An 18,011-nucleotide genomic window follows, 5' to 3' on the forward strand; every position below is an offset into this window, starting at 1 on the left:
GACCTGCTCGCCGAGGCCGACCTTCAGCACTTCTCTCACACCGGCGCGAAGGCCGACCTCGTGGTCGCGGCCGACGTGTTCATCTATGTCGGCGCGCTCGAACGCATTGCCGGGGCCGTCGCCGAGGCACTGGCCGATGAAGGTGTGTTCGCGTTCTCGGTCGAGACGCTTGCCAGCGGCGATGATTTTACCCTGCTGCCGTCACGGCGTTATGCGCATTCGGAGGCCTATGTGCGGCGCGTCCTTGGCGCCAGTGGTTTTTCCGTCCTCTCGCTGGAGAGCACCACCATTCGCCATGACCGCGGCGAGCCGGTAGGAGGCTTGGCTGTCGTGACCCGGAAAGGCCATGCGGTATAAAGGATCATCAAACGCAGCGTTCCTTCACACCCCCCTCTGGCCTGCCGGCCATCTCCCCCGCAAGGGGGGAGATCGGATGTCGCGGCGGCTTCGCCAATCTCCAGCGCCGCAGGAAGAACGGCAGGCTGAAGCTGCCAATCTCCCCCCTTGCGGGGGAGATGTCCGGCAGGACAGAGGGGGGTGCTGTCCCGCCGACGTCCGTATTGATCCTATGCTACGAAGAAAGCCCGAATCGCTGCTCGCGAAAAAGCCCGAATCGCATGTCGGGTTAAGCTTGGGGGCGGATACCGCACGGAGGGATACCATGCGCTGGAACATGGTGGTGTTGGCATCCTGCCTGACCGTTGCCGGCTGCGTCGGCGGCACCTCGATGTCTGAACGGCAGGACGAGGACGTGCAGTCCTCGCTGCAATATGACAGCGTGCCTTGCGATCAACTGGTCGCCAACCGCAATGCGCTGGCGCAGCAATACAATCTGCCGATCACCGCGAAGCCCACCTTTTCCAATCCGGCGATGGGTTTCGGCCCGTTCACGCCCGACCTGCGCTCCAAGGCGCGGCGCGACAGCGACAGGGCGAGCGGCCAGATCGACGCCATGAACCGCTCGATCGACCGCCGCGAATGCGGCAAGCCGAAGAAGAAATTGGAACTGCCCGGCTCGAAGCCTGCCTCTCCGCCTCAATAGCCCGCTTCGCGGTCGACCAGGTTTTCGAGCTTTTCGCCGCGCTCGAATGCGTCCATCTGCCGAAGCATGATCGGCACCAGATGGGCCGGGTCCGAGGTTGCCGCCGCATGCGGCGTCACGAACACTTTCGGATGGCTCCAAAGCGGGCTGGTCTTCGGCAGCGGCTCGACCTCGAACACGTCGAGGCTCGCCTCTTTGAGGGTGTTGTCATCCAGCGCGCGCAGGATGTCGACGTCCTTCTGCAGCCGACCGCGCCCGGCATTGATCAGCACCGCGCCGCCGAGGCCGTTGCGCCTGCGCAATTCCTTCAGCAATCCGTAGTTGATGATGCCCTGCGTGCGCGGCGTGAGCGGCAAAAGCACCACCAGTATGTCGGTGGCGTTGAGGAACGGGATGAACCCTGCTTCTCCGGAATAGGTCGAGACGCCCTGCATCGGGTGCTCGGTGCGCGACCAGCCGTTCACGGCGAAGCCGAGCGAAAGCAGCACCGATGYGGCGGCACGCCCGAGATGGCCTAGCCCCATGATGCCGACGGAGATGTCCCCGGCCGGCCGCTGTAGCGGCTCGTGCCAGATCTTCTTCGGCTGCTGCGCCCGGTAGAGCATGCCATGCCGATGGTGATCGAGCACCCGCCAGACGACATATTCGGTCATGTATTGCGTGAGATTGTCGGCGACGACCCTGACGATGGGCACGTCGGGCAGGCCGGGATCGGCGAAGATGTGGTCGACGCCGGCGCCGACGGAGAAGATGGCGCGCAGGTTGGGCAGCCGGGAGAGCAGGTTCGGCTTGTGCTTCCACACCACCGCATAGGCGATCGAGGGATCGCTGGCTCCGTCCGGCTCCAGCACCACCTCGCGCTCGGCCGCCAGCAGCTGGTGCCAGCGCTGCGGATGAAACGCGGTGACGGCCAGCAGGATTTTGCCTTTTTCCATTTTCGGATGTCAGTCCYTGTTATTCAGTCCCGGAGCAGTTCCAGGAAAAGTGTGTCGCGGTTTTTCGTCCGGAATTGCGTGAAAAGCAAACAGCCTATTCGCTGACGACGCCGGTCGGCGCCGTTTCGATCCGGAATGCGGCCGAGATCAGCGCCCGGGTATAGTCGGTCTGCGGGCTGTTGAAAATCTGTTCGGAYGGCCCGGCCTCGACGATCTGGCCATTGCGCATGACGATCACGTCATTGGCAAGGGCGCGGATGACTTTCAGGTCGTGGCTGATGAAAAGATAGGCGAGGTTGTGCCTGGCCTGGAGGTTGCGCAAGAGGTCGACCACCTGCGCCTGCACGCTCATGTCGAGCGCCGAGGTCGGCTCGTCGAGCATGACGAAGCGCGGATTGAGCACCATGGCGCGCGCGATGGCGACGCGCTGGCGCTGGCCGCCGGAAAATTCGTGCGGATAGCGATGGCGCGTTTCGGGGTCGAGCCCGACCTCCTTGAGAACCGCAACGACCTTCTCGTCACGATCATCGGGCGAGAGTTTCGGCTCGTGGATCTTCAGTCCTTCCTCGATGATCTCCGCCACCGACATGCGCGGGCTCAAGGAACCGAACGGGTCCTGGAAAACGATCTGCAGCTCGCGTCTCAGCGGCCGCATGGCGCTGAAGGACAGCTGGTTGATGTCCCGCCCGTTGAAATTGATCGCGCCCGTCGAGGAGATCATCCGGGCCAGCGCCAGGCCGAGCGTCGTTTTGYCGGAACCGGACTCGCCGACGACGCCGAGCGTCTGGCCGGCACGCACGGTGACGTCGATGCCGTCCACCGCCTTCACGTGGTCGACGGTGCGGCGGAAGAAGCCGCGCTTGATCGGGAACCAGACCTTGATCTCCTTGCCGGTCATCACCGCCTGGGCGCCGGCATTCGCCGCCGGCGGCTTGCCCTTCGGCTCGGCCGCCAGCAGGTGCTTGGTATAGGCGTGCCGGGGGTTGGCGAAGATTTCCCTGGTTGGYCCGGTCTCGACGATCTTGCCCTTGGTCATCACGCAGACGCGGTCGGCGATCTTTCTGACGATGCCGAGGTCGTGGGTGATGAAGAGCATCGACATGCCCTTGCGGCTTTTGAGTTTCGCGAGCAGCTCGAGGATCTGCGCCTGTACGGTGACGTCGAGCGCCGTCGTCGGCTCGTCGGCGATCAGCAGCTCCGGTTCGTTGGCCAGAGCCATGGCGATCATGGCGCGCTGGCGCTGGCCGCCCGACAGCTGGTGCGGATAGGCATCGAGCCGCTTGTGCGGATCGCGGATGCCGACCTCGGTCAGCAGTTCCAGCACGTGCGCCCGCGCCTGCCTGTCGCCGAGACCCTGGTGCAGCTTCAGGACCTCGACGATCTGCTGCTCGATCGTGTGCAGCGGATTGAGCGAGGTCATCGGCTCCTGGAAGATCATGGTGATCTTGTTGCCGCGCACACTGCGCAAGGTCTTTTCGTTGGCGATCAGCAGATCGGCGCCATGGAACAGGATCTTTCCCGAGGGATGGCTGGCCGCGGGGTAGGGCAGGAGCTTCAGCACCGACAGCGCCGAGACCGATTTGCCCGAACCGGACTCGCCGACCAGCGCCAGCGTCTCGCCCTTGGCGATATCGAAGGAGATGTGATCGACGGCCATCGACTGCYCGCCGCCTTGCGCGAAGGCGACGCTCAAATCGCGGACGGAAAGCAGGGCTTCACTCATCTGAACGTCTTGCGCGGATCGAAGGCGTCGCGCGTCGCTTCGCCGATGAACACCAGCAGCGACAGCATTACCGAAATAACGATGAAGCCGGAGATGCCGAGCCAGGGCGCGTTGAGATTGCGCTGCGCCTGCTTCAGCAACTCGCCGAGCGAGGCGGAGCCGGGCGGCAGGCCGAAGCCCAGATAGTCGAGCGAGGTCAGCGTCGAGATCGAGCCTGAGAGCAGGAACGGCAGGAAGGTCAGCGTCGCCACCATCGCGTTGGGCAGGAGGTGGCGGAACATGATGGTGAGGTTGGGCACGCCGAGCGCGCGCGCCGCGTTGACATATTCGAAATTGCGCGCCCGCAGGAACTCGGCCCGCACCACGCCGACCAGCGCCACCCAGGAGAACAGGAGCATCAGGCCGAGCAGGATGAAGAAGCCGGGCGGCAGGATGGCGGAGATGATGAGCAGCAGATAGAGCACCGGGATGGCCGACCAGATCTCGATGAAGCGCTGGAACAGAAGATCCGTCCAGCCGCCGAAATAGCCCTGCGCCGCGCCGGCCGCGACGCCGATCACGGAGGAGCCGAGCGTCAGGATCAGCCCGAACAGCACCGAGATGCGGAAGCCGTAGAGCACGCGCGCCAACACGTCGCGCGCCTGGTCGTCAGTGCCCAGCCAATTCCAGTTGCCGATGATGCAGTTGGGATCGGCCTCGCCTTGCGGATACTGTTTGCAGCGCGTCTTCCTGTCATAGAGCCAGGAGGGCTTGGCGGGCGCAGCCTCCGGAATGGCGTTGTTGACGGTCTGGTAGGAGTAGCGCACCGGCGGCCAGATCATCCAGCCATTGGCATTGATCTCGTCCTGGATGACCGGGTCACGATAGTCGGTGACGGCATAGAAGCCGCCGAACTTCTCTTCCGGATAGGCGACAAGAACTGGAAACAGGATCTCGCCCTTGTAGGAGGCGATGATCGGCTTGTCGTTGGCGATCAGCTCGGAAAACAGCGAAAGCACGAACAGCAAGAGGAAGATCCACAGCGACCAGTAGCCGCGCCGGTTCGCCTTGAAGTTCTGCAGCCRCCGCTGGTTGAGCTGCGACAGCCGGGGGCGCGCGGCGCGTTCTCGCGTCGTTGCGGYGGCCTCTGCCATCAGATGTCCCTCCGCTCGAAGTCGATGCGCGGATCGACCCAGGTGTAGATCAGGTCGGACAGAAGATTGACGAAGAGGCCGAGCAGCGAAAAGATGTAGAGGTTGGCAAACACCACCGGATAGTCGCGGTCGATCACCGACTTGAAGCCGAGCAGGYCGAGCCCGTCGAGCGAGAAGATGTTCTCGATCAGCAGCGAGCCGGTGAAGAAGGCTGAAATGAAGGCGCCGGGAAAGCCGGCGATGACGATCAGCATGGCGTTGCGGAAGACGTGGCCGTAGAGCACCTTGCGCTCCGAGAGGCCCTTGGCGCGCGCCGTCACCACATACTGCTTGCGGATCTCCTCCAGGAAGGAGTTCTTGGTCAAAAGCGTCGTCGTGGCGAAGGCCGACAGCACCAGCGCGGTGAGYGGCAGCGTCATGTGCCAGAAATAGTCGATGATCTTGTCCGGCCAGGACAACTGGTCCCAATTGTCGGWAACGATGCCGCGCAGCGGGAACCAGTCCCAGAAGGAGCCGCCGRCAAACAGCACCATCAGCAGGATGCCGAACAGGAAGCCGGGAATGGCGTAGCCGACAATCACCACGCCGCTCGTCCAGACGTCGAAGGTCGAGCCGTCCTGCACCGCCTTGCGGATGCCGAGCGGGATCGAGATCAGGTAGGACAAAAGCGTGATCCACAGCCCGATCGAGATCGACACCGGCATCTTTTCCAGGATCAGGTCGAGCACCGAGATGTCGCGGAAATAGCTGTCGCCGAAATCGAAGCGGAGATAGTTCCACAGCATCATGCCGAAGCGCTCGAGCGGCGGCTTGTCGAAGCCGAATTGCTTTTCCAGCTTCTTGATGAATTCGGGATCGAGCCCCTGCGCGCCGCGGTATTTCGAGCCGACATCGCCGGCGACGTCCAAATTGGTGGCGCCGGCATCGCCACCACCGCCGCCGAGGCGATCGGCGCCACCCTGGTTGGTGAGCTTGGCGACGACCTGTTCCACCGGCCCGCCGGGAGCGAACTGGATGACGGCGAATGAGATCGCCATGATGCCCAACAGCGTCGGGATCATCAGAAGGATGCGCCGCAGGATATAGGCGCCCATCAGGCTGCCGCCCCTGCGCTAAAGGGAGTGTCAGGCTTTGCCAATTCTTGCCGCCTTGCCCTTGTCGACCCACCACAGCGCTTCGACCGGAAAGCCGAAATCGGGTTTGTGCTCGGGAAAGCCGAACATGTCCCAAAAGGCGCTTCGGTGATTCGCCAGGTACCAACTTGGAATCCAATCGCGTCGCGCACGCAAGGCCCGATCGAGCGCCCGCATCGCAACGGTGAGGCTTTCGCGATCCTTCGCGGCGCCGACGGCATCGACCAGGGCGTCGATCGCCGGGCTCGCTACGCCCGGCAGGTTGCGCGAGCCCGCTACGGCGGCGCTTCGCGAATGGAAGAATATCTCGAGGTCGTCGCGGGTCGGCGTGGCGCTGAAGGAGAAAGCGGCCGAGATCAGGTCGAAATCGAATGTCGATTGCCTGAGCTGGTATTGGGCGGAGTCGACCAGCCGGATCGAGGCATCGATGCCGATCGCCTTCATGTTGGCGACCCAGGGCGAATAGACCTGCACGAAGGTCTCATCTTCGACGAGGAATTCGGCAGGCAGCCGCGCGCCCTTGTCGTTGACGACGAAATCRCCGGAGCGTTTCCAGCCCGCCTCGGCAAGCAGCTTCGCCGCCTTGCCGAGCAGCTTTCGGTCGCGTCCCGAACCGTCCGAGGCCGGCTGTGACACCGCCTCGCCGAAGGTCTCCGGCGGCAGCTTGTCGCGCAGCGGCTCCAGCAGCGCCAGCTCTTGCGGCGACGGCATGCCTTCGGTGCGGAAGTCGGATTTCTCGAAGCAGGATTGCGAGCGCTGATAGGAGCCGTAGAAGAAATTGCGCCGGGTCCATTCGAAGTCGAAACAGAGCGCGATCGCCTGCCGCACGCGCGGGTCCTGGAACTGCGCACGCCGCTGGTTAACGGCCGTGGCCTGCATCGACGGCACCGTTTCCGCCGGGAATTCATGCTTGACCACCTTGCCGGCTGTGAAGGCGGGGAAGTCGTAAGCCGTCGCCCAGACGCGCGAGGTGAACTCCTCGCGATAGAGGATCTCGCCCTTCTTGAAGGCTTCGAATCCGGCTGTGCGGTCCTGGTAGAATYCGATGCGGATGCGCTGGAAATTGTATTGGCCCCGATTGACCGGCAGGTCGTTGCCCCAATAGTCCGCCACCCGCTCATATTCGATCCAGGCGCCCGCCGACCACCGCCCGACCCTGTAGGCACCCGATCCGAGCGGCGGGTTGAGCTGCGAGGAATCGAAGGGGTTGGCCGTATAGAAGGCTTTGGACAGGATCGGAAAACCGACGACGTTGAGGATGGTGCGGGCCGATTGCTTGCCGGAGAATTTGAGCTCGACCGTGTGGACATCCTTCGCCACCGCATCCTCGAGATGCGTCAGCGACAGCGAGTACTCCGGATGTCCTTTCTCCTTGAGCAGCTTGAACGTGAAGGCCGCATCTTCTGCCGTCAGCGGCGTGCCGTCATGGAAACGCGCCTGCGGGCGCAGCGAGAAGGTGAAGCCGTTGCGGTCCTCGGAAATCGTGACGCCGTCGGCGATCAGCCCATAGACGGCATCGGGCTCGTCGAGCGCCCGCACCATCAGCGAGTCGAAGCACATATCCATGCGCTGCGGCGCGTCGCCCTTGGGCACGAAGGAGTTCAGCGTGTTGAATGTCAAAGGGCTCTGGTTGGTGCCCCAGTTGGGCGGCGAGAAGTTGAAGGTGCCGCCTTGCGGGGCGTCGACATTGACATAGTCGAAATGGGCAAAGTCGGGCTTGTATTTGAGATCGCCGAAAGCCGACAGGCCATGCATTTTCACGCCTGTCGGAATGGCGGCAAAGCCCTTGCCRGGAAGCAGCGCCGCGGCCACCGCCGCAGCGCCGAGCGCCAGGAAGTCGYGACGGGGAAGCAAAGTTTGCCGCCTCATCAATTGACGCCCTTGTACTTGGCGGCCAGCGCCTTTTCCTTCGCGGGATCGACCCACCAGGAATCGAGATCAACGCCGATATAGCTAGGTTGTTTTTCAGGGAAGTCGAACTTGTTCCAGTATGCGGCGCGCACTTTCCCCAAATGCCACTGCGRCACCATATAGTAGTTCCAGAGCAGCACGCGGTCGAGGGCATGCGTGGCGGCGACAAGGTCGTCGCGGTCGGTGGCGAAGATGACGCGGTCGACCAACGCGTCGACCACCGGGTTCCTGATGCCGGCAAGGTTGCGCGAACCTGGTGTATCAGCGGCTTTCGAACTCCAAAAGTCTCGTTGCTCATTGCCAGGCGAGTTCGACTGCTGGAAGCTTGCCAACGCCAGCACGTCGAAGTCGAAGGCACGGGTGCGGTTTGTGTWCTGGCTGTCGTCGACGATCCGCAGGGTGGCGACGATGCCCAAACGCCGCAGATTGTCCATGAAGGGAGCGGCTACGCGCTCGTCGATAGGATCGTTACCAAGAAACTCGATCTTGAATTGGTTCCCCGACTGCGCATTGACCAACTTGCCACCTTTGTTGACCCACCCTGCCTGCTTCAGGAGATCATAGGCTTTCCGCAAATTCTCACGCGCTGATTGCGGCGTGTCGTAGACCGGCAGCTTGAACTCCGTCGTGAACAACTGCGGTGGCAGTTTGTCCCGGTATTGCTGCAGAATCTCCAACTCCTTGCCTTGCGGCAACCCGTTCGAGGCCAGTTCGCCACCTTCGAAATAGCTATCGGTGCGCGTATATGCACCAAAAAAGATAGTCCGGTTCATGCTCTCGAAATCATACGCGTAGGTCAAAGCTTGACGCACCCGTACGTCTTGAAAAAGCGGCCGGCGCGTATTCATGACATAAGCCTGCATCGGCTGTGGGGAGGTGACGGGGTACTCCTTCTTGACAACATCCCCTGATTTGATGGCGGGGAATGTGTATTCGACCGCCCAGCGTTGGGCGCGCGCCTCCACGCGAAAGTCCTCAAAGCCGCCCTTGGTGAAAGCCTGCCAAGATGCATTGTCATCGAGGAAGTAGCTGAAGCGCTGGGTATCGAAATTCTCGCGGCCGATCTTCACCGGCAGCCTGGCGCCCCAATAGTCGGVCACGCGCTGCCAGACGATCTCTGATCCCGGCTTGAAGCTGGCGATCTTGTAGGCGCYGGAGCCAAGCGGTGGCTCGAGCGTCGGCCTGGTGATGTCGCGCTTCTTGYCGCTGGCGTCGGTGCCTTCCCACCAATGCTTCGGCAGCACGACGAGGTCGCCCAAAATCTTTGGCAGTTCCCGGTTGCCCTTCTGGTTGAAATGGAACTMGACCTCGCGGTTCGAGACGGCGACCGCCTCGGTCACATTCTCGAAATAGCGGTTGTACATCGGGCTGTTGGCTTTGAGCACCTGGAACGACCAGATCACGTCGTCGACGGTGATCGGCTGGCCGTCATGCCATTTGGCTTGAGGGTTGAGCCGGTAGGTCGCGGACGAATAGTCCGGCGGGTATTTGTAGGCCTCCGCGACCAGCGGATGGCTGACGCTGCCTTCATCGGTCGCCTGCTCCATCAGCGTGTCGTAGAGCAGTCCGCCGCCGAACTGCGAGAAGCCGGCGGCGGCGGAACCTTGCACGATATAGGGATTGAAGCTGTCGAAAGTGCCGACAACTATGCGGTTCACCGTCCCGCCCTTCGGCGCGTTCGGGTTAACGTAGTCATAGTGCTGGAAATTGTCGCCGTATTTGGAGCCGCCGATCAGCGAGGAGGTTGTGTGCCATTCATCGGCGGAACTGGCCTGCTGGCTGACGAAGACGGCGACCGCCAGTATCGATGCGAAAAGCGCCATCGATGCGAAAAGTGTCGGGGAGCGGCCAGCCGTCATGCGTTCTCCACGTCGCGAATAGTATTCAGCGGCAATCTAGATCATTTGACGCCGGTGAAAACCGCAGCCGCGGCTTTTGTCGCAGCATATGCGGCTTCCTAACAGAAAAGCCGGGACGAACCCGGCTTTTCCAAGGAGTCTTCATGACAAATTGTTTATTTCGCGGGTGCAGCCGGCTTTGCGGGTGCAGCGCCTTCCGCCGGCTTTGCGCCTTCGGCGGGCTTGGCTTCTGCGGAAGCGCCCGGCTGCGGTAGCGGCTTCGGATTGTCCGACAGCGTGCGCAGATAGGCAATCACGTCGGCGCGGTCCTCGTCCTTCGGCAGGCCGGCAAAGCCCATCGCCGTGCCCTTCACGAATTTCTTCGGCGAGGCTATGAAATGGTACAGATTGTCGTAGGTCCACTTCTCCTGTCCGCCCTTGGAGAAGTCCTTCATGCCCGCCGAATAGGCGAAGCCTTCGTGCTCGGCGACGGGGCGCTCAATGACATCCCAGAGGTCCGGACCGACCTTGTTCGGGCCGCCCTTCTCGCCGGAATGACAGGCCTGGCACTTCTTGAAGATGGCGGCGCCTGCCTCGACGTTGGCCTTGGGCAGGAGATCGGCGATCGGCTTGGCCTCAGCGGCCGGAGCGGCTGCGCCGCCGCCTTCGGTCGGCTCCTGAGCCTGGATGGCGAAGYCGGGCTTCTCGGGCGGGGGCGAAGCAAACAGCCCGTTTGACACGATGCCCACGGAAAAGACGATGAAGCAGGTTCCGAGGAATCCGGCGAGCAGCTTGTTGACTTCGTTGGAATCCATGCGCCCCTTGCTCCTTTTCCGGCGGACCGTCCCGTCCACTCCGTCCGTCGGTATAGCGAATGGCCCGAACGGGCCAGTCAAATCGCGCGGAAACTAGGTCTTTTGCTTCGGCGTTGCAACACCTATAAGGGCGCTTCCAGTGAGACGTTTTGCCACTTTTCCATCCGCTTTCTCGCCGCCCCGAAAGTCCCATGTCGACCTTGATCCTGATCCCCGCCCGCATGGCCTCGACGCGCCTGCCGGGCAAGCCGCTGGCCGACATTRCCGGCGCTCCGATGATCGTCCACGTCGCCCGCCGCGCCACCGAGGCCGGGCTCGGCCGCGTCGTGGTTGCGACCGACACGCAGGCCGTCGCGGAGGCGGTGCGGTCGCATGGTTTCGAGGCGGTGATGACCCGCATGGACCACGAATCCGGGTCCGACCGCATCTTCGAGGCCCTCACCGCGCTTGACCCGGGAAAAAAGGTCGAGACCATCGTCAATGTCCAGGGCGATCTGCCGACCATCGACCCCGAAATCATCGGYGCGTCGCTCAGGCCCTTCGCCGAGGCGTCGGTCGACATCGCAACGCTCGGCGTCGAGATCGTCCGCGACGAGGAGAAGACCAATCCGAACGTCGTCAAGATCGTCGGCTCGCCGCTCTCCGCGACGAGGCTGAAAGCGCTCTATTTCACCCGCGCGACGGCGCCCTGGGGAGACGGCCCGCTCTATCATCATGTCGGCCTTTACGCCTATCGGCGCGCGGCGCTGGAGCGCTTCGTGGCGCTGAAGCCGTCGCCGCTCGAGCGCCGTGAGCGGCTGGAGCAGCTGCGGGCGCTGGAAGCCGGCATGCGCATCGATGCCGAGATCGTGCGGTCGCTGCCGCTCGGCGTCGACACGCCCGACGACCTCGAGCGCGCCAGGCAGATCCTTTCGAACTGAGACATCCGTAAGCGAGACATTGGCGCATGCCTGAAAAGACCAACAAAATCTCCTTCCAGGGCGAGCCCGGCGCCAACTCCGATACCGCCTGCCGCAACATGTTCCCGTCGATGGAGCCGTTGCCCTGTCCGACTTTCGAGGACGCCTTCAACGCGGTCGAGACCGGCAAGGCCGAGCTCGCCATGATCCCGATCGAGAACACGATCGCCGGGCGCGTCGCCGACATCCATCATCTGCTGCCGGAATCCAAGCTGCACATCGTCGGCGAGTATTTCCTGCCGATCCACTTCCAGCTGATGGTGCTGCCGGGCGTGAAGCGCGAAGAGATCAAGACCGTGCACAGCCATATCCATGCGCTCGGCCAGTGCCGCAAATACATCCGCAAGAACGGCTGGAAGCCGGTGGTCGCCGGCGATACGGCTGGGTCGGCGAAGATGGTGTCCGAGGTCAAGGACCGCACCATGGCGGCGCTTGCCCCGGCCCTCGCCGCGGAGCTCTACGGCCTCGACATCATCGAGGAGAATGTCGAGGACACCGACAGCAACGTCACCCGCTTTGTCGTGCTGACCAAGAACAAGCAGTGGGCTGAGCGCCCATCGCTGGACGCCAAGATGATGACCACCTTCATCTTCCGCGTCCGCAACGTGCCGGCCGCGCTCTACAAGGCCATGGGCGGCTTCGCCACCAACGGCATCAATATGACGAAGCTCGAGAGCTACCAGCTCGGTGCCTTCACCGCGACGCTGTTTTATGCCGATATCGAAGGCCACCCCGACGATCCGCTGGTCAAGYTGGCGCTCGACGAATTGCGCTTCTTCTCGCGCGAAATGCGCATCCTCGGCGTCTATCCGGCGAGTGCGTCGCGCGAGCAGTGGAAAGTCGCGGACTGAACGGTTGGTGGCCGTCAACCGGCGGTTCGGAGYTCACGACCTTCGAGATTGGCGAAGGCCTTCGCTAGTCTCCGACGTTTGYACTCAACCCGATATCACCCCCATCCCAACGGCACATAGTCGAACTCGATAAACGCCTCGACCTCCGGCACCCAGCGGTCGCGGACGAAGGCGACGTGGTCGGGATGCTCATTGTACCTGGTGTAGGCGGCCTGGTCGGCGAACTCTATCGAGAAGCCGAACTGGTAGTCGTTCTTGGGGCTCACCTGGCGCAGCTGCTCGAAATGCGTGACGCCCTTGATCGCGGCGAGGATCTTTTTCGCATCGTGCAGGAACCGCTTCGCCTCCAGCGAATGCGGCGGATGCTTGAGYGTGAAGACGACGGTATGACGGATCATTTTTCGGCTCCTATTCGCTGTCGACCCAGGCGCGGATGAGGTGGTAGGCGATCGCCCCCTTGGGCGGCGTGATCAAGCCGCCGGCATGGTCTCTCTCCAGCATCGAGCGCACCTCGTCTCGCGGGAACCAGCGGCAGTCTTCCAGCTCGTTGAGGTCGGCCTGGATGTCCTCGTTGAGCGGCTCGCCGAAGCAGCCGATCATCAGCGAATAGGGGAACGGCCAGGGTTGGCTGGCGTGGTAGACGACGCGGCCGAGCCGTATGCCGGCCTCTTCCAGGGTCTCGCGGCGGACCGCCGCCTCGATCGTCTCGCCCGGCTCGATGAAGCCGGCCAGGGCCGAATACATGCCCGGCGCGAAATGCCGGCCGCGCCCGAGCAGGCATTTCTCGCGCGTCACCGTCAGCATGATCGCCACTGGGTCCGTGCGCGGAAAATGCTCGGTGCCGCATGCCGGGCAGTGCCGCCGGTAGCCGCCGGCGCGCATTTCCGACGGACTGCCGCATTTGCTGCAGAAGCCGTGGCTGGCGTGCCAGGCAAGCAGCGCCGCACCCTGCGCCAGCGCGCCGGCCGCCGCCTCGTCGATCAAGCCCTGCATGTAGACGGAGCGGTAGTCGATCGCCTTGATCGTTTCCGGCAGATTTTCCGGCTCGATGCCTGCGGGCACTGCAAGCACCGGTCCGTTCTCCGAAAAGCCGAGCAGCACGCCGCGGTCGAGCGAAGCGTCGAAGGCCTGGCTTTCGGCCGCCTTGAACCAGGGGTCGAACCTGCCGTCCTCCAGTTTCRGGTAAAGCCGGCCGCCATGCATCAGCATCAGCCGCGCGGTTTGATCTRCAAGCGCTTTCTCGACGGCGTCGTCGGCGCGGTTTTCCGATTGCCGGTCGATCCGGTTGCCGGCGAAGCCGACGAACTGGCTCGGCTCGCGCTGTGGYGCGTCAAACAGGCGGAAGCTCATGGGGACTCAGGGTTGGGGAACTCGGGAAAGCGCAGGGTGGACACTGATCGGCTTATAGCGCCGCCTTGATTGTTTCGGCAAACCGGTAGAGTTCGGGGCGTTGATAGGGCACGCGCATGCCGTGTCCCCACACCGGCCCCGGCCAGCCGGGATCGCCTTCGCTGCGGGCAATGACGTGGACATGCAGCTGGCGAACGATGTTGCCGAGCGCGCCGGTGTTGATCTTGGTGCAGCCCGTCACCTGCTTCAGCGCCTGYGCCACCATGTTGGTCTCGAAGGTCAGCATTGCCTGGTCGAGCGGCGTCATGTCGTGCAGTTCCTCGACCCCCGGACGCTGCGGCACCAGAACCAGCCATGGCCAGCGGCGGTCGTTCATCAGCCTGAGCTCGCACAGGCCGAGCCACATAAGCTGCTCACTGTCCGCCTCCAGTCGGGCGTCCAGCGCAAATCCGGCCTTGAGGCCAGGCAGCATGGGTGTTTCCTTCGCTTTTGCAGTATTTTCCAAACTCGGAACGCTAGAGCGGCGGCAAGGTGGCTGCAAGCGAATCATTGGCCGCCATTGTGGATTTGAAGGCTTTGTCGCCTGCTTGGCCCCGCCGGCCATTCACCTCTACCCTTGCATTTCGCCGCTGAATTGCCGATATGGGGCGTGGGAGGTTGGTGGTGGACGATCCACTCGCCAACCGGGTCAGGTCCGGAAGGAAGCAGCCCTAACGAGCCCGGAACGGGTCATTGTTCCAGCCTCCCACCTCTTCGCCTTTCTCCCGCGACATTGACGGCGCCGAGCCGTGCGGGTGAGACTATGCGCAGGAATCGGCCGCCTTCCGTCGCGGTCCTTGGAGCTTTTGACGGCGAATGAGCGAAGCCGGAAATTTGGGGGCTGAAAGCCTGGAGACAGGCAAGACCGGCGCCTATCGCGTGCTGGCGCGCAAATATCGCCCCTCGAATTTCTCCGAGCTGATCGGCCAGGAGCCGATGGTGCGCACCCTGACCAACGCCTTCGCCACCGGCCGCATCGCCCAGGCCTGGATGCTGACCGGCGTGCGCGGTGTCGGCAAGACGACGACGGCGCGCATCCTGGCGCGTGCTCTCAACTACAAGACCGCAACCGTCGACCAGCCCTCGGTCGACCTTTCGATTCCCGGCGAGCATTGCCAGGCGATCATGGAAGGTCGCCATGTCGACGTCATCGAGATGGACGCCGCCTCTCACACCGGCATCGACGACATCAGGGACATCATCGACCGCGTGCGGTACGCGCCGGTCTCGGCCCGCTACAAGGTCTACATCATCGACGAAGTGCACATGCTCTCCACCCAAGCCTTCAACGGCCTGTTGAAGACGCTGGAGGAGCCGCCGCCRCACGTCAAATTCATCTTCGCCACCACCGAGATCCGCAAGGTGCCGATCACGGTTCTGTCGCGCTGCCAGCGCTTCGATCTTCGCCGCATCGACGCCGGCGCGCTGGTCGCGCATCTTTCGGCGATCGCCGCTAAGGAAGGCATTTCCGTCGACGACGAGGCCCTGGCGATGATCGCCCGCGCCGCCGAGGGCTCGGCGCGCGATTCGCTCTCCATCCTCGACCAGGCGATCGCCCACGGCAGCGGCAAGGTCAGCGCCGAGGCGGTGCGCGCCATGCTGGGCTTGGCCGACCGCGCCCGCATCATCGACCTCTTCGAGCATGTCATGAAGGGCGATGTCGCTGCGGCCTTGGCCGAGTTCCGGGCGCAGTACGACACCGGCGCCGACCCGGCCGCCGTGCTCACCGATCTCGCCGAATTCAACCACCTCGTCACCCGCCTGCGTTTCGTGCCGGCCGCGGCCGATGATGCCTCGCTCTCCGAGGACGAGCGCCGGCGCGGCGCCGAATTCGCGGGCACCCTGTCGGTGCGCGTGCTTGCCCGGACCTGGCAGATGCTGCTCAAGGGCATTCCCGAGGTGCAGTCCTCCAACCGTCCTGTCAGCGCCGGCGAGATGGTGCTGATCAGGCTTGCGCACGCCGCCGACCTGCCGACGCTGGACGAGGCGCTGAAATTATTGGAAGGCGCTGTCCCTGTGCCGAACGGCGCGCCGCGCACCAACGGAGCGCCGRCCGGCAACGGCGGCGGCGCCGGCGTGGTGGCGCAGGCGCGCATGCCGGCCTCCAACGGCGGCGCGCAGACGATGCGGCTGGTCGAGGCGCAGCCCGTGCCCGCCGCCTTCGTACCGGCACCCGAGCCAGTCGTCGAAACGCCCGCTGTCCCGGTGAAGTCACTGGCCGACATCGCGGCCCTTGCCGATGCCAATCGCGACATCGCCTTCAAGGTGCTGTTGAAGCGGTGCGTGCGGCTGGTGCGCATCGAGCCCGGCCGCATCGATGTCAGCCTGACCGACGATGCCCCGAAGATGCTGCTCAACGACCTGACATCCAAGCTGCGCGCCTGGACAGGCCGCAACTGGCTGGTCTCGCTGTCGAAGGAAGAGGGCGGCCAGACGCTGGCCGAGATGGAGACGACGAAGCGCGAGAACGCGTTCTCGGACGCCAGGAGCGATCCGACGGTCGCCGCCATCCTCGCCCGCTTTCCAGGCGCCAAGATCATCGACGTGCGTATTCCGGAAGTGCCGGAAGTGGAGGGCGCCGAAGCCGACCTTCCGGTCGAGCCGGCGGCTGACGACGAAGAAATCTAGAGCATGATCCCAAAAAGCGGGAACCGGTTTTCGGACAAGATCATGCTCCAACCAAGAGGATATTTGCGATGAAGGATCTTCTCGGCCTGATGGGCAAGGCGAAGGAAATGCAGGCCAAGTTCCAGGCCATGCAGGATGAGATCGCGACGCTCGAGGCCACCGGCCAGGCGGGCGGCGGCTTGGTCAGCGTGACGCTGACCGGCAAGTTCGAGATGAAGGCGCTGAAGATCGATCCCTCGCTCCTCAAGGACGACGAGGTCGAGATCCTGGAAGACCTGCTGCTCGCCGCTCACAATGATGCCAAGAATAAGGTCGAGCAGGTCATGCAGGAAAAGACCAAGGCCTTGACGGCTGGCCTGCCGATTCCACCCGGAATGAAATTGCCATTCTGAGGCGGCTGCRGCCAGTTAATTGATTATGAACGAGAATTGAGCCCGAGCCGCAATATTAACCATTTGCCGGCTTTGCTCACGCGGCTATTTCGCGACATTCATAAAGTTTTACCTATGTCCAGAAGTTGCTAACCGTCTAGCCATTTTTTTGCCGGAAAGAGTCTCATTCTTGCCACATCCCTGGGACGGGCTGGCATCAGGACATGAGGCTTTATTGTTGATCGCGACGCAATGGAAGACGCCGCTGCTGCTCGTAGGCATCGTCACTTCCCCCTTGCTTCTGGCTGGCTGCAGCCAGACCACTTCACACGGCATGTCGRTGGCGAGTCTGACCGACGCTGTCACCCCGAGCTTCCTCAGCTCGCGCTCCCACAAGTACACGATGARGGACAAGGAATGCCTGAAAAGGGCGATGTTCTTCGAGTCGAATAGGTCGAGCCGCGACGGCATGATAGCAGTCGGCACGGTCGTCATGAACCGGCTGCGCTCGGGTGAACATGGCAGCACCATTTGCGAGGTCGTCGGCGAGAGAGGCCAGTTCGCTCCCGGCGTGCTGACGCGGTCGATGAATTCGAGGGCGCTGCCGGACGTCGAGGAAGCCGCTGAGGCGGTGCTCAGGGGCGAGCGGAAGGCCAAGCTCAAGAACACGATGTATTTCCACACCGCCGGCCTGCGTTTCCCCTACAAGAACATGCATTACACGATGGTTGCCGGCGGCAACGCCTTCTATGAGAAGCGCGGCCGCAACTGGCAGCCGCTGCCGGATGAGCCGACTGTCGCCGTGGCTTCGGCCGAACCGCAGAAAGCCGCACCTGCCGCGCCGGTGCTCGTGGCGTCCGCCGAACCGCTGGTCAAGACCATTGTCCATCCGAATCCGGCTAAGCAGGCCGCCATGACGGAGACTGCGCCGGCGCTCCCGGACAAGACGACGATCATCCCCGCCCAGCAGGTTTCTATGACGGCCTCCGCCGGGCCGGCGCAGAAGTCCGGCCGCGTCACGGCCAAGCAGACGGTGGTGGCGATGCAGGAGCCGATGGAAGAGCCGGACGCCTCCCGCTTCGGCGGCGTCTTGAAGGGCCGGTACGTCACCTCGGTTCCGAGCGCGTCGCAGGAAGCGACGATGGGCTTCCAGTCGACGCCTGAGAACACCGACGCCATCGGCGCGCTGATCATCAGCCAGGACCGGCCGCTTTAAACCAGCCTCGGTCGACCCTCGATCATGATCCACTGCGGCACGGCGGATCATGCGCGGACGCCGCATG

General features: G+C 63.3%; 18 protein-coding genes and 1 other RNA gene. 9 read left to right on the forward strand and 10 right to left on the reverse strand.

Translation table 11 applies throughout. From position 1 onward, the window contains the following. The coding region (locus ORS3428_RS29310) for a class I SAM-dependent DNA methyltransferase (protein ID WP_443136887.1) at positions 1-357 on the forward strand (357 nt) is incomplete at its 5' end. A 304-nt stretch (positions 358-661) separates the two neighbouring features. After that, on the forward strand, positions 662-1,042 hold the full coding sequence (locus ORS3428_RS29315; protein ID WP_071101758.1) for a hypothetical protein: 381 nt from the start codon (positions 662-664) through the stop codon (positions 1,040-1,042). Here ORS3428_RS29315 and ORS3428_RS29320 read toward each other — a convergent pair. From ORS3428_RS29320 to ORS3428_RS29345, 6 genes are all read right to left on the reverse strand, one after another. Beyond that, a complete protein-coding gene (locus tag ORS3428_RS29320) occupies positions 1,036-1,977 on the reverse strand; it encodes a 2-hydroxyacid dehydrogenase (protein WP_071101759.1) in 942 nt (313 codons plus the stop codon). The genes ORS3428_RS29315 and ORS3428_RS29320 overlap by 7 nt on opposite strands. A 94-nt stretch (positions 1,978-2,071) precedes the next feature. Then, positions 2,072-3,700: an ABC transporter ATP-binding protein gene (locus ORS3428_RS29325; RefSeq protein ID WP_071101760.1), complete on the reverse strand. Its 1,629-nt coding sequence runs from the start codon at positions 3,698-3,700 to the stop codon at positions 2,072-2,074. Then, entirely contained in the window at positions 3,697-4,833 is a 1,137-nt protein-coding gene (locus tag ORS3428_RS29330) for an ABC transporter permease (RefSeq protein WP_071101761.1), read from the reverse strand. The genes ORS3428_RS29325 and ORS3428_RS29330 overlap by 4 nt, the downstream gene beginning before the upstream one ends. Next, entirely contained in the window at positions 4,833-5,927 is a 1,095-nt protein-coding gene (locus tag ORS3428_RS29335) for a microcin C ABC transporter permease YejB (protein ID WP_071101762.1), read from the reverse strand. Before ORS3428_RS29335 ends, ORS3428_RS29330 begins: the two co-directional genes overlap by 1 nt. Positions 5,928-5,957: 30 nt before the next feature. Further along, the gene (locus ORS3428_RS29340) at positions 5,958-7,835 is read right to left on the reverse strand and encodes an extracellular solute-binding protein (RefSeq protein WP_071101763.1); all 1,878 of its coding nucleotides are present in this window, start codon (positions 7,833-7,835) and stop codon (positions 5,958-5,960) included. Beyond that, positions 7,835-9,424, reverse strand: coding sequence for an extracellular solute-binding protein (locus tag ORS3428_RS29345; protein ID WP_244508138.1), 1,590 nt, complete (start codon positions 9,422-9,424; stop codon positions 7,835-7,837). The genes ORS3428_RS29340 and ORS3428_RS29345 overlap by 1 nt, the downstream gene beginning before the upstream one ends. Between ORS3428_RS29345 and ORS3428_RS34160 the strand changes: the two genes are divergently transcribed. Beyond that, positions 9,389-9,838 carry a hypothetical protein gene (locus tag ORS3428_RS34160; protein WP_244508139.1) on the forward strand — a complete coding sequence of 150 codons (450 nt, stop codon included), beginning with the start codon at positions 9,389-9,391 and terminating at the stop codon, positions 9,836-9,838. The genes ORS3428_RS29345 and ORS3428_RS34160 overlap by 36 nt on opposite strands. A 53-nt stretch (positions 9,839-9,891) precedes the next feature. Here ORS3428_RS34160 and ORS3428_RS29350 read toward each other — a convergent pair whose 3' ends face one another. Next, positions 9,892-10,530, reverse strand: a complete 639-nt coding sequence (locus ORS3428_RS29350) for a c-type cytochrome (RefSeq protein WP_071101765.1) — start codon at positions 10,528-10,530, stop codon at positions 9,892-9,894. A 191-nt stretch (positions 10,531-10,721) separates the two neighbouring features. Here ORS3428_RS29350 and ORS3428_RS29355 point away from each other — a divergent pair, with 191 nt between their 5' ends. Then, positions 10,722-11,450, forward strand: coding sequence for a 3-deoxy-manno-octulosonate cytidylyltransferase (locus ORS3428_RS29355; RefSeq protein WP_071101766.1), 729 nt, complete (start codon positions 10,722-10,724; stop codon positions 11,448-11,450). A 26-nt stretch (positions 11,451-11,476) separates the two neighbouring features. Then, positions 11,477-12,340 carry a prephenate dehydratase gene (locus tag ORS3428_RS29360; RefSeq protein ID WP_071101767.1) on the forward strand — a complete coding sequence of 288 codons (864 nt, stop codon included), beginning with the start codon at positions 11,477-11,479 and terminating at the stop codon, positions 12,338-12,340. Positions 12,341-12,435: 95 nt separating this feature from the next. Here the strand turns inward: ORS3428_RS29360 and ORS3428_RS29365 are convergent, their stop codons facing one another. From ORS3428_RS29365 to ORS3428_RS29375, 3 genes are read right to left on the reverse strand one after another with little or no spacing between them, the layout of a single operon-like run. Further along, the gene (locus tag ORS3428_RS29365) at positions 12,436-12,738 is read right to left on the reverse strand and encodes a Dabb family protein (protein WP_071101768.1); all 303 of its coding nucleotides are present in this window, start codon (positions 12,736-12,738) and stop codon (positions 12,436-12,438) included. A 10-nt stretch (positions 12,739-12,748) separates the two neighbouring features. Then, positions 12,749-13,690 (reverse strand): NAD(+) diphosphatase, encoded by a 942-nt coding sequence (nudC, locus tag ORS3428_RS29370; RefSeq protein ID WP_071101769.1) that lies wholly within the window; start codon positions 13,688-13,690, stop codon positions 12,749-12,751. A 52-nt stretch (positions 13,691-13,742) separates the two neighbouring features. Next, positions 13,743-14,162 carry an HIT domain-containing protein gene (locus ORS3428_RS29375; RefSeq protein ID WP_071101770.1) on the reverse strand — a complete coding sequence of 140 codons (420 nt, stop codon included), beginning with the start codon at positions 14,160-14,162 and terminating at the stop codon, positions 13,743-13,745. Between the two features lie 180 nt (positions 14,163-14,342). Here ORS3428_RS29375 and ffs point away from each other — a divergent pair. From ffs to ORS3428_RS29395, 4 genes are all read left to right on the forward strand, one after another. After that, an RNA gene (ffs, locus tag ORS3428_RS29380) (signal recognition particle sRNA small type) lies at positions 14,343-14,439 on the forward strand. Between the two features lie 106 nt (positions 14,440-14,545). Then, positions 14,546-16,357: a DNA polymerase III subunit gamma/tau gene (locus tag ORS3428_RS29385; protein WP_071101771.1), complete on the forward strand. Its 1,812-nt coding sequence runs from the start codon at positions 14,546-14,548 to the stop codon at positions 16,355-16,357. Between the two features lie 68 nt (positions 16,358-16,425). Beyond that, positions 16,426-16,749: a YbaB/EbfC family nucleoid-associated protein gene (locus ORS3428_RS29390; RefSeq protein ID WP_071101772.1), complete on the forward strand. Its 324-nt coding sequence runs from the start codon at positions 16,426-16,428 to the stop codon at positions 16,747-16,749. A gap of 217 nt (positions 16,750-16,966) precedes the next feature. After that, positions 16,967-17,944 carry a cell wall hydrolase gene (locus ORS3428_RS29395; protein ID WP_071101773.1) on the forward strand — a complete coding sequence of 326 codons (978 nt, stop codon included), beginning with the start codon at positions 16,967-16,969 and terminating at the stop codon, positions 17,942-17,944. Positions 17,945-18,011: the final 67 nt, after the last annotated feature.

The organism is Mesorhizobium sp. ORS 3428 (assembly GCF_001854785.1).
In the GTDB taxonomy this organism is placed as follows: domain Bacteria; phylum Pseudomonadota; class Alphaproteobacteria; order Rhizobiales; family Rhizobiaceae; genus Mesorhizobium.

Coding starts and splice junctions, on each gene's coding strand:
- ORS3428_RS29315 (WP_071101758.1), top strand. CDS start 662: ATGCGCTGGAACATGGTGGTGTTGGCATCCTGCCTGACCGTTGCCGGC.
- ORS3428_RS34160 (WP_244508139.1), top strand. CDS start 9,389: ATGGCTGACGCTGCCTTCATCGGTCGCCTGCTCCATCAGCGTGTCGTA.
- ORS3428_RS29390 (WP_071101772.1), top strand. CDS start 16,426: ATGAAGGATCTTCTCGGCCTGATGGGCAAGGCGAAGGAAATGCAGGCC.